This window comes from Halomicroarcula saliterrae, from assembly GCF_031624395.1.
Classification (GTDB): domain Archaea; phylum Halobacteriota; class Halobacteria; order Halobacteriales; family Haloarculaceae; genus Haloarcula; species Haloarcula saliterrae.
Genome location: NZ_JAMQON010000001.1, coordinates 1,311,640 through 1,324,636, shown reverse-complemented (window position 1 = coordinate 1,324,636; position 12,997 = coordinate 1,311,640). Strand labels below are relative to the sequence as shown.

12 protein-coding genes and 1 tRNA gene are annotated in these 12,997 nt (G+C 64.1%); 10 read left to right on the top strand and 3 right to left on the bottom strand.

Features of this window, described 5'->3' with window-relative positions:
- Genes NDI56_RS07255 through NDI56_RS07235 form a run of 5 tightly spaced genes read left to right on the top strand, consistent with a single transcriptional unit; the run spans position 1 to position 3,032 of the window.
- Positions 1-468, top strand: a complete 468-nt coding sequence (locus NDI56_RS07255; RefSeq protein WP_310918770.1) for a DUF7287 family protein — start codon at positions 1-3, stop codon at positions 466-468.
- Entirely contained in the window at positions 462-1,040 is a 579-nt protein-coding gene (locus NDI56_RS07250; protein ID WP_310918769.1) for a DUF7288 family protein, read from the top strand. Before NDI56_RS07255 ends, NDI56_RS07250 begins: the two co-directional genes overlap by 7 nt.
- A complete protein-coding gene (locus NDI56_RS07245) occupies positions 1,034-1,885 on the top strand; it encodes a hypothetical protein (protein ID WP_310918768.1) in 852 nt (283 codons plus the stop codon). The genes NDI56_RS07250 and NDI56_RS07245 overlap by 7 nt, the downstream gene beginning before the upstream one ends.
- A complete protein-coding gene (locus NDI56_RS07240; RefSeq protein WP_310918767.1) occupies positions 1,882-2,331 on the top strand; it encodes a DUF7266 family protein in 450 nt (149 codons plus the stop codon). The genes NDI56_RS07245 and NDI56_RS07240 overlap by 4 nt, the downstream gene beginning before the upstream one ends.
- Positions 2,328-3,032 (top strand): DUF7289 family protein, encoded by a 705-nt coding sequence (locus NDI56_RS07235; protein WP_310918766.1) that lies wholly within the window; start codon positions 2,328-2,330, stop codon positions 3,030-3,032. Before NDI56_RS07240 ends, NDI56_RS07235 begins: the two co-directional genes overlap by 4 nt.
- Positions 3,033-3,279: 247 nt before the next feature.
- Here the strand turns inward: NDI56_RS07235 and NDI56_RS07230 are convergent, their stop codons facing one another.
- Both NDI56_RS07230 and NDI56_RS07225 read right to left on the bottom strand, forming a co-directional pair.
- The gene (locus NDI56_RS07230) at positions 3,280-7,086 is read right to left on the bottom strand and encodes a DUF7289 family protein (RefSeq protein WP_470303404.1); all 3,807 of its coding nucleotides are present in this window, start codon (positions 7,084-7,086) and stop codon (positions 3,280-3,282) included.
- 473 nt (positions 7,087-7,559) lie between these two features.
- Positions 7,560-7,631: transfer RNA gene (locus NDI56_RS07225), tRNA-Ala, on the bottom strand.
- Positions 7,632-7,781: 150 nt separating this feature from the next.
- On the opposite strand from NDI56_RS07225, the gene NDI56_RS07220 reads away from it, so the two are divergent.
- Genes NDI56_RS07220 through NDI56_RS07200 form a run of 5 tightly spaced genes read left to right on the top strand, consistent with a single transcriptional unit; the run spans position 7,782 to position 11,140 of the window.
- Entirely contained in the window at positions 7,782-8,366 is a 585-nt protein-coding gene (locus tag NDI56_RS07220; RefSeq protein ID WP_310918764.1) for a DUF7287 family protein, read from the top strand.
- 1 nt (position 8,367) lies between these two features.
- On the top strand, positions 8,368-8,952 hold the full coding sequence (locus NDI56_RS07215; RefSeq protein ID WP_310918763.1) for a DUF7288 family protein: 585 nt from the start codon (positions 8,368-8,370) through the stop codon (positions 8,950-8,952).
- On the top strand, positions 8,940-9,959 hold the full coding sequence (locus NDI56_RS07210) for a DUF7261 family protein (protein WP_310918762.1): 1,020 nt from the start codon (positions 8,940-8,942) through the stop codon (positions 9,957-9,959). The genes NDI56_RS07215 and NDI56_RS07210 overlap by 13 nt, the downstream gene beginning before the upstream one ends.
- A complete protein-coding gene (locus tag NDI56_RS07205; protein WP_310918761.1) occupies positions 9,952-10,401 on the top strand; it encodes a DUF7266 family protein in 450 nt (149 codons plus the stop codon). Before NDI56_RS07210 ends, NDI56_RS07205 begins: the two co-directional genes overlap by 8 nt.
- Positions 10,394-11,140 (top strand): DUF7289 family protein, encoded by a 747-nt coding sequence (locus NDI56_RS07200; RefSeq protein ID WP_310918760.1) that lies wholly within the window; start codon positions 10,394-10,396, stop codon positions 11,138-11,140. Before NDI56_RS07205 ends, NDI56_RS07200 begins: the two co-directional genes overlap by 8 nt.
- A 1-nt stretch (position 11,141) precedes the next feature.
- On the opposite strand, the gene NDI56_RS07195 is transcribed toward NDI56_RS07200, so the two are convergent.
- Complete coding sequence (locus tag NDI56_RS07195; protein ID WP_310918759.1) at positions 11,142-12,935, bottom strand: DUF7289 family protein; 1,794 nt, start codon at positions 12,933-12,935, stop codon at positions 11,142-11,144.
- Positions 12,936-12,997: the final 62 nt, after the last annotated feature.

The window sequence follows — 12,997 nt, the reverse complement described above, 5'->3', positions numbered from 1 at the left end:
GTGACGGTTATCGGTGCCTTCTTTTTCACGCAGGGCGGTGCGCTGGCGGTGTACGAGGGGACCTCGCCCGGGGTCGAACAGCCCCAGGCCGACCGTATCGCCTCGTACGTCGTCGAGAACTACAGCACGGAGGGGGACCGCAACGTCCTCAGATACGACTCCGGCCCCGGCAGTATCGACGTCAATCTTTCGAGAGCACAGTCGGCCGGTGCCACGAAGGAACTGACCAGTCTCATCGAGGCCGCCGGTGCAGACGTGCAGTCGGACCGCCGGACGGACCCCATAGTCAACGTGAGCATCGTCAACGGGACGACGCTCGACAGCGGCGACCGGACGCCTGCGATGGACGGGTCGCGACTGGCGTGGGGCGAGTACCGTCGCTCCGAGCCAGTCACGTCCTCGCGAGTCGTCCAGCTGACGAACTACGACTGCGGGACGGTCTGCTGGGTGGTGGTTCGGATATGGTAGACCGCGGTCAGGCGTACACGCTGGAGGGAGTCCTCGCGGCCATTCTGGTCGTCACAGCGACGGTGTACGGCTTGCAGGCCATCGATACCCGCGCCTGGGAAGACACGACGCGGGGCGAGACACAGGAACTCAAGCACCGGGCCAGTGACGTGTTGACGCTGGCCGGGGAGTCGGGAGCGTTGCGCGATGCGGTGCTCTGTTTCTCGTCGGCTCGCGCCATCGACGGCGACCGTCCCGAACCCCGTTCGACCTTCGAGTCCATGCTCAACACCACGTTCGACAGTCAGGCCGACCAGTACAACCTCTATTTTAGCTACTGGAACGAGAGCGAGAGCCGGGAGACGCGACTCGTCTCCGAGACCTCACAGGAGTCGGACAGGCGACCACCGACGAGTGCGGCTGCCGCCTCGACGACGGTGACGCTGACCGACGGGATGGACATCCGCAACGGGAACCGGTGTAACTCGATTCCGATCGACATCCAGGACGACTCGGAGTTCTACATCCAGAAGGACACCGACGAGAAGTCGTCGCTGTACAACGTCGTGGAGGTGCGACTGGTCGTATGGTAGCCGACGACCGCGGGCAGGTGTTGCTCCTCGGCGGGCTCGCCATCGCCATCGTGTTCCTGACGGCCATCCCGCTGTCGAACAGCCTCGTCGTGTCCGAGAGCGCGGCCAGTTCGGAGACGGTGAGCGACATCGACAGGACGGCCGACCGGGAAGCCAGCGTCGAGCGGGGCGTCCGCGCGCTCGCGAACGAGATGGACACGAGCAACATAAACGAGCTGAATCGCTCGCTCTGGAACTTTTCGAGGGATTACACCCGGACAAGCGCCCAGCGAGACGGGGTGTACGTCAACGCCACGGTGAGCCCCGGCGACTCGTTGCGAGAGGTCGACCGGAGTACCCTGTCCAGACCCGGCCCGTCGAACGGGAACTGGAACGACGACCTCGTCACCGGGTCGGAGCGGATAACCGAGTTCAACTTCACTGTCACTAACGTCCAAAACCCCGGGACTACGGCCGCCTACGAGGTCAGAATATCGGGTGACTCAGGGTTCTGGGCCGTCCGGGTGTACGAGGAACCGAGTACGGGAACCACCAAGGTGTCCGTCGACGACGGCACCGGCTGGAGCGAGGTGCCGGGCTGTACCGGCACCACGCCGGTAACAGTGAACATCACCGAAGGGACGTGTTCGGGCGGCGGGACGTTCACAACCTACGACGCGTCGCTCTCGGGTCCGTACACGGTCACCTTCGATAAATCCGGTAGTAACGATGGCGAGTTCAGGTTCGTCGGCTCCGGGACGTTCCCCGCTGTCACCCCCGGCGTACTCAACCCGGCGGTCGAGATCGAGTACGTCGGGCCGGACACGAGCTACGAACGAACTATCCTGGTGAACGAAACGTCATGATCGGGGACACACGCGCGGTCTCACCGGCCGTCACGCAGGCGCTGACCATCGGCATTTCGACGATACTGATTACGGGCCTGCTTCTGGGCGGGTCGTCGTACATCGACACCAAACGGGACAACACGGTCCGACAGGGACTGATAGACGTCGGGTCGGGCGTGGCCAGTGACCTCGTCCGACTCGACCAGTTCGACACCGACGGTGTCTCACAAGAGATCTCGTTCTCCTCGGCGTACCCCGACAGGGTCGGTGGCGAGGGGTATCGTATCCACCTCGACCCGAGCGCCGACCGGACGACAATCTACATCAACTCGACGGCGAGCGACCGCCGGACGCAGGTTCGATTCAAGAACACGACCGCTGTCTGTGAGAGCCGTGTCACGGGCGGACCGATCCAGGTCGTCTACGACGCGACGGAGCCCTGTCTGGAGGTGCGAGCCGCGTGACCAGCCGACGGCGTGGCGTGTCCGACGTGGTCTCGTTCACGCTCGTGTTCGCCACCATCATCTTCATGATCGGTGTCGTCACGGTCACCGGCATCGGGACGCTGGGCGACGTTCAGGCGGGCACCGAATCGAACGTCGCCGAGGAGACGATGCGCAACTACGCCTCGACGCTCGCCGACCACCGAACTGCCAGCGCCCCGCGCCGGTCCACGACGATCAAACTCCAGGGGCACAGCCTCACCCGTTCCGACTCGCTGCTCAAGTGGAGCGTCAGCGGGAACCCGACGCGGATAGAGAACAGGACGGGCGCGCTGGTCCGGACGACCGACACCGACACCGAGCTGGTCTACGAGAGCGGCGCGCTGTTCCGTGCACAGGACGGCGGGTCGGTCGTCGTCCGCCGGCCACCGCTTCGGTGTGGCGACCAGACGGCGCATCTCCCGGTGACGCGGCTCGTCGGCGAGTTCAGTATCTCGTCCGACAGCCGCGTCACGCTGGAGAGCGAACTCGTCAACCAGAGCCTCACGACCAGAGAGACCGACAGCGTCACCGTCTACACCGACGAGACCGCGCGCCCGGACTCGTGGGGGGAGACGCTCACGAGCGGCGGCTGGACGGGCTCCGGTCCGAGCTACACGTGTGACTCCATCGAGCGAGTCGTCGTTCATCAGACGACGGTCCGCATCAACGTGATAAACTGAGGCCCGCGGCGCAGTCGGTCGCCAGTGTGCTGTCGAAGGCGACTGGGCTTTTCACAGAGCGACACCGGCAGCTCCGATGGGTTGACGACGACTGTGTCTCCCCCGGCAGCGTACGGTTTTCGCTCCAGGTGTCACTCGTCGAGTGCGGGCGGGGGCTGGTACACCCGCTGTGAGACGACCACAGTACCGCTGGCCGGTCACCGGACCCGCTGCTCCGAGCAGCGGACAAAAAGAACGCCTGTTCCAGTTAGCCGACAGTCACTGTCCCCGAGTCTATCGTTATCGGGGAGTTGTCGGCGTCGGCTATGTCGCTGGATACGGCGCGCAGGTAGAGCTGCCCACTGACCTCGTGGCCGGGCCCGTCCGACGGCGTGTCGTCGTACACCGTGATGGTGTAGGTGTAGAAGCCGGGGTCGAGCTCCGCGTTGAAGTCGGCGTAGGCGGGGACGCTGCCCTGTCCGAGCAGGTCGCCGCCACCGACCTGTTTGCGTATCGTCCGGTCGACCGGTGTCGAGCTGTCGTTCGAGATCTCCAGCCGGACGTCCCGCTCGTCTCCGACGGTCCCGTTGTTCTTCAGTTCGACGTTCAGCGACGTGATACTGCCTTTGCGCTCTACGAGGGTCCCTGCGTCGTACTCCTGGGCACCGATGTTTATGGAGTTCGTTTCGGCCACGTAGACGTCCGAGGAGCCGACGAACAGCTCGAGGTCCGAACTCGTGACGTTCTCCGTCCTGACGCGGTATGTGTAGTTCCCTTTGCTATCGGGCAGGGCGAGGGTGGTGTTTACCGTCTCACCGGGGTCTATCGAGAGTGTCGTGGTGCTCTCCTCTTGCCACGTCGCACTCGCCGTGTCGTTGTTTTTGTACTCCAGAACGACCTCCTGGCTGCCGTCGCTGGTTCCGACGTTGGTAATGTTGACTGCCGCCTCCGGTGAGTCGTCGTCGTCGGCCACGGCCGGCCCGGTGAGTCCGCTCACCTGGAAGAACGGCTCGCTGGGTTCGCCGACGGTCACGAACCCGACCCACTCGGCCCTCGGCGTCTCGAGTGCACTGGCTGTGACCCGGTAGTTCTTCCCGACCGAGCCCGAGGACGTATCCAGCACGAAGGTCAGATCGTCGGTCTCGTTGGTGGAGAGTTCGTCGGTTGTCTTCTGATACGTCTTGCCGTCCATCGTCACTTCGACGGGCGTCTTTCCGGCCTGTCCACCGTTGTTGCGGACGGTCACTTCCATCCCGGCGTCGTTGCCCGCACCGACCCGTGCCGGCACGTCCACGTTCGTAATCTCGAAGCTGGGCTCTGTCTTGACCGTCTTGTTTATCTCTTCGACCTGGAACCGCGCGATAGCGTCGTTGTAGTCCGGGTCGCCGCCCGTGTTGTCTGTCGCGTTGGCCGGGTCGGCGTCTTGCTGGGAGAGCTCGTAGAGGAACACCGCTTCACCGTTCGCGAGATTGAGGTTCCCGTCGTCGTCTATCTTCTCGTCTCCGAGCATGTCGTCGAGCGTGAGCTGTAACGGCGAGCCGGAGTCGTAGGCGGGAACGCTCTCCCCGTCTTTCTTGATAACGACGTTTTCCGTATTCGTTCCCTGTCCGATTCGGAGCCGTTCACCGCCCGCGTCATCGCAGGCTATCCCGGTCGTATCCCGAAGATTCCCGGCGATACCACGGTCCGGATGCACCACGTCCGTCACGTCCCAGTCACGGCAGTAGTAACTCGTCGCGTACAGAGCGAAGGTAGTCCCGTTGTCGAACCGGAGCGTTTCGGTATACGAGTTCGGCTCGTCGTCCTGTTGCATCGCCCGCTCGGCGATCGGATGGCCGACGTCCGCTCCGGTCTCCGGAACGTCCTCCCACAGCACCTTCTCGAACCGGCCCGATTCGTTCTCTATCACCAGCGACATCTCGACAGTCACGCCGTACTCGAAGACTTCCTCGCCTTCGGCGGAGGTGTTCGCCTCGAGTTCCGCGCCCTCCATCGACACTGTCACGTTTACCGCCTCGGTGAACGTGACGCTGCCGTCGTCGTTTCTCGAGTACGTACTCGGGTCCTTGACGTTGAGAGACGTCGGTAGCGTGACGTTCTCGGTAGTGACGTTGAGCTCGTTGAATCCGTCGATAAACACCGATTCGTCTGTGGTAACTGTCCAGTCAAACTCCTCCGAGTCACCCGAGGAGACGTTCAGGTCCGTCTCTTTGACCACTTTCCCGTCGGAGGTGTTCAGCCTGACCGTCTGGTCCGCCGGTTCCGTACCGGTGTTTGCCACTTCCACCTCGAATGTCGTCTCGCTACCCATATCGACCGGGTCCTGGGTGATGTTCACACTCCTGACGATGAGGTTCGGCCCCGGGGGTATCCCGACGTAGAACTGACCGATTCGGGTTTCGTTCGGCGTTTCGAGGCGGTAACTGTAGTTCCCTCGGGTGTTGGCCGTGTAGGAAAGCGAGATGTCCTTCGTGTCCGGCCCCGTCGCAGTTCCTCTCAGTGTTACCGGCGTTTCCGTCGGGTCGATTGCCTCGACTTCGGTACCCGTATCGAGGTTGGTGATGTTCGCGTCGATCTCCCCTCGAAGTTCCTTGATACCGGTGTTGTTGACTGTCGCCTCCAGTCGGACTGTCTCGCCCCGGCGGACGTCGGAGGGCGCTGACACGTCCTCCAGCGCGAAGTAGCCGACGTCGCCGATTGTGAGCGTCTTGCTCACGTCGCTCGACGCCAGACGGCTACTGAACACGAGGTCGTGTGAGCCGGTGTTGTCCGTCGGCAGGTCAGCTCCCACGGGCTGGTCCTTCGACGAACCCGGTGCCACCGTCACGTTGTAGGTCACTTCGGGCCCGTCGCTGATATCCATGGTGACCGTATCGAAGGCGGTCATTCCGCCGGTGTTTATCACCTCCAGGTTGGCCCCACTCGGCGCCGCGTCGACGGCGACTTCGCTGGGAACCGAGACGGCCTGGAGCGTGACCTTGGGGACGGCGCTGATACTGTTGAACGTGATGTCCTCGTTCGCTGTATCAGAGGGCGTTTCGACGGTCATCGTGTTGGTCCCCGTCACCACCTCGCTCTTTGGAATCTCGAAGGTCACGTACTTGGTATCGCCTCCGCCGATTCCTTTCGTCTTGGTTTCGCTGTAGGTGCCGTACCTTAACTCGATATCCTTCCGTTCCCGCAGTCCACCGACGTTCTCGACCGTCGCGTTCACCGTAACGGGACCGCTACCCGAGGCCCGGCTCGCTCGGATATCGGTGACCTCGTACTCCGCCTCCGAGACGTCTCCCAGCGAATACCGAATCGTCACGTCGTCTCCGGGCTCGACGTCTCCGCTCGTCTTGACAGTCACCAGATCGCTGTCGTAGTTGCTCTCGGCCCAGTCCTTCCACGCACGTGCGTACTGGCTGTTCTCGATGGTCAGCGTGGCGTTCTCTACCTGTGTGGGTCGGCAGATGTAGTTGAGGCTGCCGTCGGCCGGTGGCGAGCTATACGTGCCGTCGGTGTACAGCCCACGAGTGAGCCGGAACTGGTGTCGCCGCTGCTCCGAGGTGTCGGCCTTCGTGGTGAACTCGCTGGAGTCGGTGATCCGACCGTCGAGTTCGATGAACGAGACGGAGAGAGACCCCTCGTCGTACTCGACCCCGGGCGGCGACGTCATCGTCGCACCCGATTCAGTCAGCCGCCACACCCCGCCCCCCTCGTAGGCCACCCGTTGCCCGTTCTCCTCGTACTCGACGCTGCTCAGGTCGCGTGAGCCGGTCGTACACTGGGAGTTCTCGTTCAGCGTTAGCCGGTACGACTGGTCGTTCGAGACGGCCACCTTCCCCTCCAACTGGTCCGGCACCGATACCGACGTGTTGCCACCACTGTCCTGCTCTAGTGCGCTGTCTATCTGGAGCATCGACTCCTCGGCGATCTCCATGTTCGCATCCTGGTTCGTCTCGTCGATGGTCACCACTCCTGTCGCGAGAATAGCGACGACCCCTACCAGTGTGAGCCCGACGAGAAGTATCACCGCAACGACGTTAGAGACCCCGCGTCCGTCCGACGATAAGCAAATGCCCTGACCCATCTTACCCTAAATCATCTCACGCGCACAAAAAACTATCGGTGAGATCGGTCTATAATACCGATATTGTGGTCCTGAGGGGTTCTGTCGGCAGTTTCTCTTCAAGTTTAATAGAGGGACACGACGTAGGGACGACCGTGTCGCCGGTGACGGACCGCTCGTGAGCCACGCGATTCGCCGGACAAACTGGTCTCCGCTTCGCGGGGTGACGCGTCTCGGACTGAACGCGCGAAAATCGCGGTATCTGAACTCGACGGGGAGCTCCGCCCGGACGTTCGCTGCCCTCCGCTTTGCGGGGCGTGACAGATACGGCTCTGTCCCGCCTCGAACAGACGCGGTTCAGTCGCTCGCGAGTGACATGAATCGTGGACTGACGGAGCGACGGAAAGAAATGACATCGCCGGGACTGAGCGAACCCTTCGGGTTCGCGAGGGTTGGCGAGTCCGCGACTGAGCGAACGGACGTGAGCGAAGAAATGGACTCGCCGGGATTTGAACCCGGGGCCTCTCCCATGCCAAGGGAGTGATCTACCCCTGATCTACGAGCCCGCGTTCGCAACCAACCGTATCCGACGGCGTTTATTAAACCCATCGAAGCGACTCGGGGACGACAGTCGATAGCGTGGTTCGGCCACAATGGCTAATATCGTCCACGACAGTCGATTACGAAACAGTCGGCGGGTCACAACGGGTCTAAAAATGGGCACACAGCACAGCGATGAGCCGCGGGACTCCCCAGCGGCTCGCAGAACCGACCGGGGACAGACGACGATAGACTTCGCTATCGGCGTGAGCATCTTCCTCGCGGTGTTGCTGTTCATCTTCCTGTTCATTCCGGGTATCCTCTCGCCGTTCACGGCGAGTGCACAGGACGAAACGGTCTCGTCAAACAGAGTCGCGGACCAGCTCGCGGTCGGGATGTTGGCGTCCCCGGCTGAGCCCTACGCACTGGACAGCTACTGTACGGTGACGTTCTTCGAGGGCAACTCGGCGGGCTGTCCGTTCCCGGGCGGAAGCCTCGAATCGCAGGTCGGGGTGGCGTCGAGCTATCAGCAGGTGAACGTCAGTCTCCGGGGGAACCTCACGGCGTCCGGGAGCGGAGAGGAGTTCGTGTGCTGGGACAGCACCGGGACGGACACGGGGCTCGTAGAATCGTCGAGCGGGGACTGTGATACGACGTTCGCCCGGGGCGACCCAGTTCCGACGACCCAGCCGTCGGTCACGTCGGTCCGGGTGGTTTCGATCGACGGGGCGGACGTGACGCTGTTCGTGGAGATGTGGTAACATGCGAGCACAAGCACACACACTGGAGGCGACGGTCGCTGGACTGCTCATGCTGTCGAGTCTCATCTTCGCGCTACAGATGACCGCTGTGACGCCGCTATCGGCCAGCACGTCCAGCCAGCATATCGAGAACCAGCAGCAGGCGACCGGACAGGGCGTGCTGGCGGTGGCCGCACAGACAGGGGCGCTGAAGCCGGCGGTGTTGTACTGGAACAACAGCTCCGCGCGCCACCACGGCGTCGACGTCCAGCGCTTCTACACGTCGGGGCCGCCGGACAACCGCTTCGGGCGCATGCTGGAGCGGGCGTTCAACGACAACGGCATCGCCTACAACGTCTACTTCCGGTTCCAGAACGACGACGGGGAGCCGATAACGCGACAGTACGTCTACAGCGGCGTGCCGACGGACAACGCCGTCACGGCGGCCCACACGGTCACACTCCGGGACGACGACCCGCTGTACGACGCTGACGGGACGCCGAGCGGGACGGCTCTCGGGGCCCAGAACGTCACCTATCCGATGCCGGACGTCGGCGGCAACCTGTACAACACGGTGCAGGTGGAGGTGGTCGCGTGGCGGATCTGAGGCGGGACGACCGCGGGCAGATTATCCTCGTGGCCGCGTTCGCGCTCGCGGTCATCTTCGTCGTGATGGCGCTCATCGTCAACTCCGCGATATTCACGGAGAACCTGGCGAGTCGGGGAGAGACGACGGGGAGCAACGGGGCGCTCTCGATGCGGGCCATGGTCGAGGCGAACGTCGGTGACAGCGTCGCGGCGGCGAACCGCAACGACAACGCCACCGCCGCGGCGCTCGCCACCGCTGTTCAGGCCGGCGTCAGAAACATCTCCGAGCAGACGGGCCGCCAGTCGGCCCGGTCGGGGCGCGTGGTCGACGTGGCCTACCAGTCGTCGACGCCGGGGGTGCGCGTCTACCAGTCGAACAACTCGACGTTCACCGACGACGCCGGCGACGAGAGCTACCAGGTGGCCGGCCTGGTCTCCCGGGCCGACGGCGCCAACGGGACGCGGGCGTTCGAGATAGAGGCGAACTCCATCACGGCCACGGACAACGGCTCGGCCTTCGAGATACGGGCCCAGTCGACGCCGGCCACGGGCGTACAGGAGAGCTGGCGCGCACGCATTTGGGAATCGGGGGGCGACACCGTCCACGTTCGGACGCTCCGGGACGTCGGTTCGACCACCGCCGTCGAGGACTGTACAGTGACTCACGACGGGCCGGGAGCGTCCGTCGACATCGACGTCACCGGCGGCACTATCGACGGCGAGGAGTGTGACGCGCTCGGCACCGCACCGACCGGACGGAACTTCCACTTCGGCGCCGGCACGGGGGTAACACCCGGGACGACCGAGTCGTACAACATCTCCTTTGCCAACGCGGACGCCATCTCCGGGAACTTCTCGATGGTCCTGTACCGGCGGTCGCCGCTCAGTCCCGAGGTCTCGCCCCTGCGCACCGCCCCGGCGTCGAGCCCCGCGCTCTACGACGTGACGGTCCGCTATACGTATCTGACGACCGATATGCGCTACGAGACCGACGTTCGGGTCGCCCCGGGTGAAGCGGATGTCTGAGACGCGTGCGGTCTCGACGACGCTCGGCTACGTCCTCTCGCTGGCCATCGCCACGCTGCTCATCACCGGGCTCATCATCGCCGGCGGGAGCTACGTCGAGACCCAGCGCGACCAGGTCATCAGGGACGAACTCACCGTCGTCGGCCAGCAGCTGGCGGCGGACATCGAGCGGGCGGACCGCCTGGTGCGGGCCGGTGACACCGACAGCCCGGTCGTCGTCTCCGTGAACCAGACGTTCTCGAACTCGGTCACTGGGTCGACCTACACCGTCGGGCTTGACCAGAGCCGGTCGTCCGTCGTCCTCAACACGTCCCGTCCCGAGGTGAGCGTTCGGGTCGGCGTCACGACGGAGACGGACCTCAGCGACAGCGCCGTGAGCGGGGGTACCATCCGCATCAGCTACGACGCCGGTGACGAACATCTGGAGGTGCAGGATGTCTGAGCGCGCCGTGAGCGAGGTCGTCAGCTACGTGCTGGTGTTCGGCCTCGTCGTGTCCGCCGTGGGTATCATCTCGGTGAGCGGGCTCAGCACCCTCCAGGACGCTCGCACCGCCGAGCAGATGGACAACGCGGAGCGCGCCTTCGACGTGCTCGCGGATAACCTCGCGGACATCCATCGACGGGACGCACCGAGCCGCGCTACGGAGATAAGTCTCGGCGAGGCCCAGCTGGAGACCGGGGAGAACGTCACGATGCTGGTAAACGTCACGGACAGTAGTGGGACCTGGCGGAGCCCCGAGTGGCGGCTCCGGCCGATAATCTACCGCGGCGCCGAGGACCGCCAACTGGTGTACGAAGCGGGGGCGGTGTTCCGGACGGCCGACGGGGGCGGAATCCGCGTCCACGACCCACCGCTCGTCGTCAGCGAGGAGCGCGTCCTCGTCTCCGTCGTCGGTCTCAACCGGCCGGACCGTCAGGCACTCGGCGGGTCGACGGTGCTCGTCCGGGGGCGACGACAGGCCACCTCGGTGGCGTACAACACCACGGCCGACGATGTCGACAGCGTCACCGTGCGGCTCCGCGGGACGCCGCGGACGGAGCTCTGGAGGGCGTACTTCGAGGGAGCCGGGTTCACCTGTGCGTCGTCAGGTGACGATATCGAGTGTACGTACCAGCCGGGGAACGACATCGACCAGGTGTACGTCGTCTACCACGACATCGCGGTCGACATCGAGTCCTAACTCAGCCGTCTTCGACCTGCACTTCGTTGGTCGAGGCGTGGATGTACGTCACCCGAACGATGGATTCGCTCTGTGTGAGCACCTTCTGTGTGCGCAGGGCCTCGTCGTAGTGGATACTGCCGAGGGTCTCGATAGTCGTCGTCCCGGTGAGGACCCCGCCGTAGACGACGCCCTTGCTGAGCGTGACCGTCCCGGTCCCGTCGGTGCCCGGGGGCGCGTAGATGACGCCGACGTACTTCGCTGGCCCCTTTTTTCCGCCGCTGCCGTCGCCTATCTGGGCGGTGAAGTTGTCCAGCCCGAACATCCGGAACTGGGGCGCGTCGTCGCCCGGGTTCGAGATGTTGCTCTCGGACGCCATCTCCAGCTGGTTCGCGTTCCCACCGGCCCCGAGGACGTACACGCTGGCCGTCCCGTTCCCGATGACCTCTATCTTCGCCTCCGAGTCGAGTTCGACGTTCTCCTTGACGCCGACGTAGATGTCTCCGTCGGTGGTGTTCAGTGTCACCGTGTCGCCGCCGGCGACGTCCATGTTCGTGAGGTAGTAGCTGCCGGCCTCCAGCTCGACTGAACCGGGATCGAGCGTGGTTCCACTGATCGGAGCGTCCCCGTTGTCGTTCGTCGAGCTAGTCTCGTTGACCTGCGTCTGGACGATGCCGTTTATCGCCGGTGCCTTCTCGATACCGCTTATCTGGGTCTCCGACGCCGAAGACTTCGTTATCGCGTCATCGCATCTGTTGCATTTGGCGCTGTAGCTGATGTTCCCGAGGACGTCGGGACCGCCCTTGCCCGCGAACACCGTCCCACCGGAGGTGACGTCACCCCGGATGCTCGCCCCGCCGGACCCCTCGTCGATATCCACGTCGCCGCCGTAGACGATATCGCCGTTTGTCCCGTGGGACTGGCCACAGTAGCCGGTAGTCGTTCCCGAGGAGTTGTAGCTGTTCGTGTACACGTCGGGGCCACAGAAGTTGCCCGCGTTCCCGTTGATCTCGAAGGAGCCGCTGGCGGCGAGACTCGCCGTCGCGGACGTTATCTTGGTGTTCTGGAGCGGCGTCACCAGTGCCAGCGTCACCCTGTCGTTGGGGTGGTCGTACTCCACCTGACCGTCGGTACGGGTCTCGAAGTACTCGCCCCACGCGCGGTAGTACTCGCTCGTGACCGACACCTCGACGCGGGCGTTCTCCAGCGGGTTCTTGTACGCCTTCTTTTTCGTCCTGTTCGGGAAGTACCGCGTCGTGTTCGGCTGGGAGATGACCGCGCGGTCACCGACGGTGCCCGACGAACCGACAGTGACGAGGGGCAGCGTGAGCGTCGCATCGCGGTAGTGGAACTCCGGTGGGGATATCATCACCGCGTTCCCGCCGCCGTCCGCCCGCCAGACGCCGCCGCCCTGATACGCTATCGTCGTCCCGCTCCCGCTCTCGTAGACGATGCGCCCCATCTTCTCTGAGAAGACGGTCGTCGTATTCCCGTTCGTCTGGTTCTTGTAGGACAGCGTCATCCGGCCGGCGCCGTCCTCCACGGCATAGGTGCCTTCGCTCCCCGTCGAGAGGTCGACCCGCTGGACGTCCGAGTTGCCGAGCGCGACCAGCGCGGCCTGTGAGTCCAGTTGCGTCATCGCCTTCTCGGCTCGCTCCTCGTCGAGTGTGTCCTGTGTCCCTCCGATCGCACTCGCGCCCAGCGCTACGATGAGTGTCGTCGCCGCGATGACCAGCGCGAACACGAGCAGGAATCCGAGCGGTCCGGACTGTGCCCGTAGCTGTCGCTGGTCACCCTGACCCGAACGGTTAGGCATTGGACAGGGAAACGGAAGCCTGAGTAATAAGCCCGCTGGCCGAACTCGGGGGCGCTGCCGAC

What these genes read in the sequence shown, in the direction of transcription:
- NDI56_RS07250 (WP_310918769.1), top strand. Translation starts at nt 462, where the DNA reads ATGGTAGACCGCGGTCAGGCGTACACGCTGGAGGGAGTCCTCGCGGCC.
- NDI56_RS07245 (WP_310918768.1), top strand. Translation starts at nt 1,034, where the DNA reads ATGGTAGCCGACGACCGCGGGCAGGTGTTGCTCCTCGGCGGGCTCGCC.
- NDI56_RS07240 (WP_310918767.1), top strand. Translation starts at nt 1,882, where the DNA reads ATGATCGGGGACACACGCGCGGTCTCACCGGCCGTCACGCAGGCGCTG.
- NDI56_RS07230 (WP_470303404.1), bottom strand. Translation starts at nt 7,086, where the DNA reads ATGGGTCAGGGCATTTGCTTATCGTCGGACGGACGCGGGGTCTCTAAC.
- NDI56_RS07220 (WP_310918764.1), top strand. Translation starts at nt 7,782, where the DNA reads ATGGGCACACAGCACAGCGATGAGCCGCGGGACTCCCCAGCGGCTCGC.
- NDI56_RS07215 (WP_310918763.1), top strand. Translation starts at nt 8,368, where the DNA reads ATGCGAGCACAAGCACACACACTGGAGGCGACGGTCGCTGGACTGCTC.
- NDI56_RS07205 (WP_310918761.1), top strand. Translation starts at nt 9,952, where the DNA reads ATGTCTGAGACGCGTGCGGTCTCGACGACGCTCGGCTACGTCCTCTCG.
- NDI56_RS07200 (WP_310918760.1), top strand. Translation starts at nt 10,394, where the DNA reads ATGTCTGAGCGCGCCGTGAGCGAGGTCGTCAGCTACGTGCTGGTGTTC.
- NDI56_RS07195 (WP_310918759.1), bottom strand. Translation starts at nt 12,935, where the DNA reads ATGCCTAACCGTTCGGGTCAGGGTGACCAGCGACAGCTACGGGCACAG.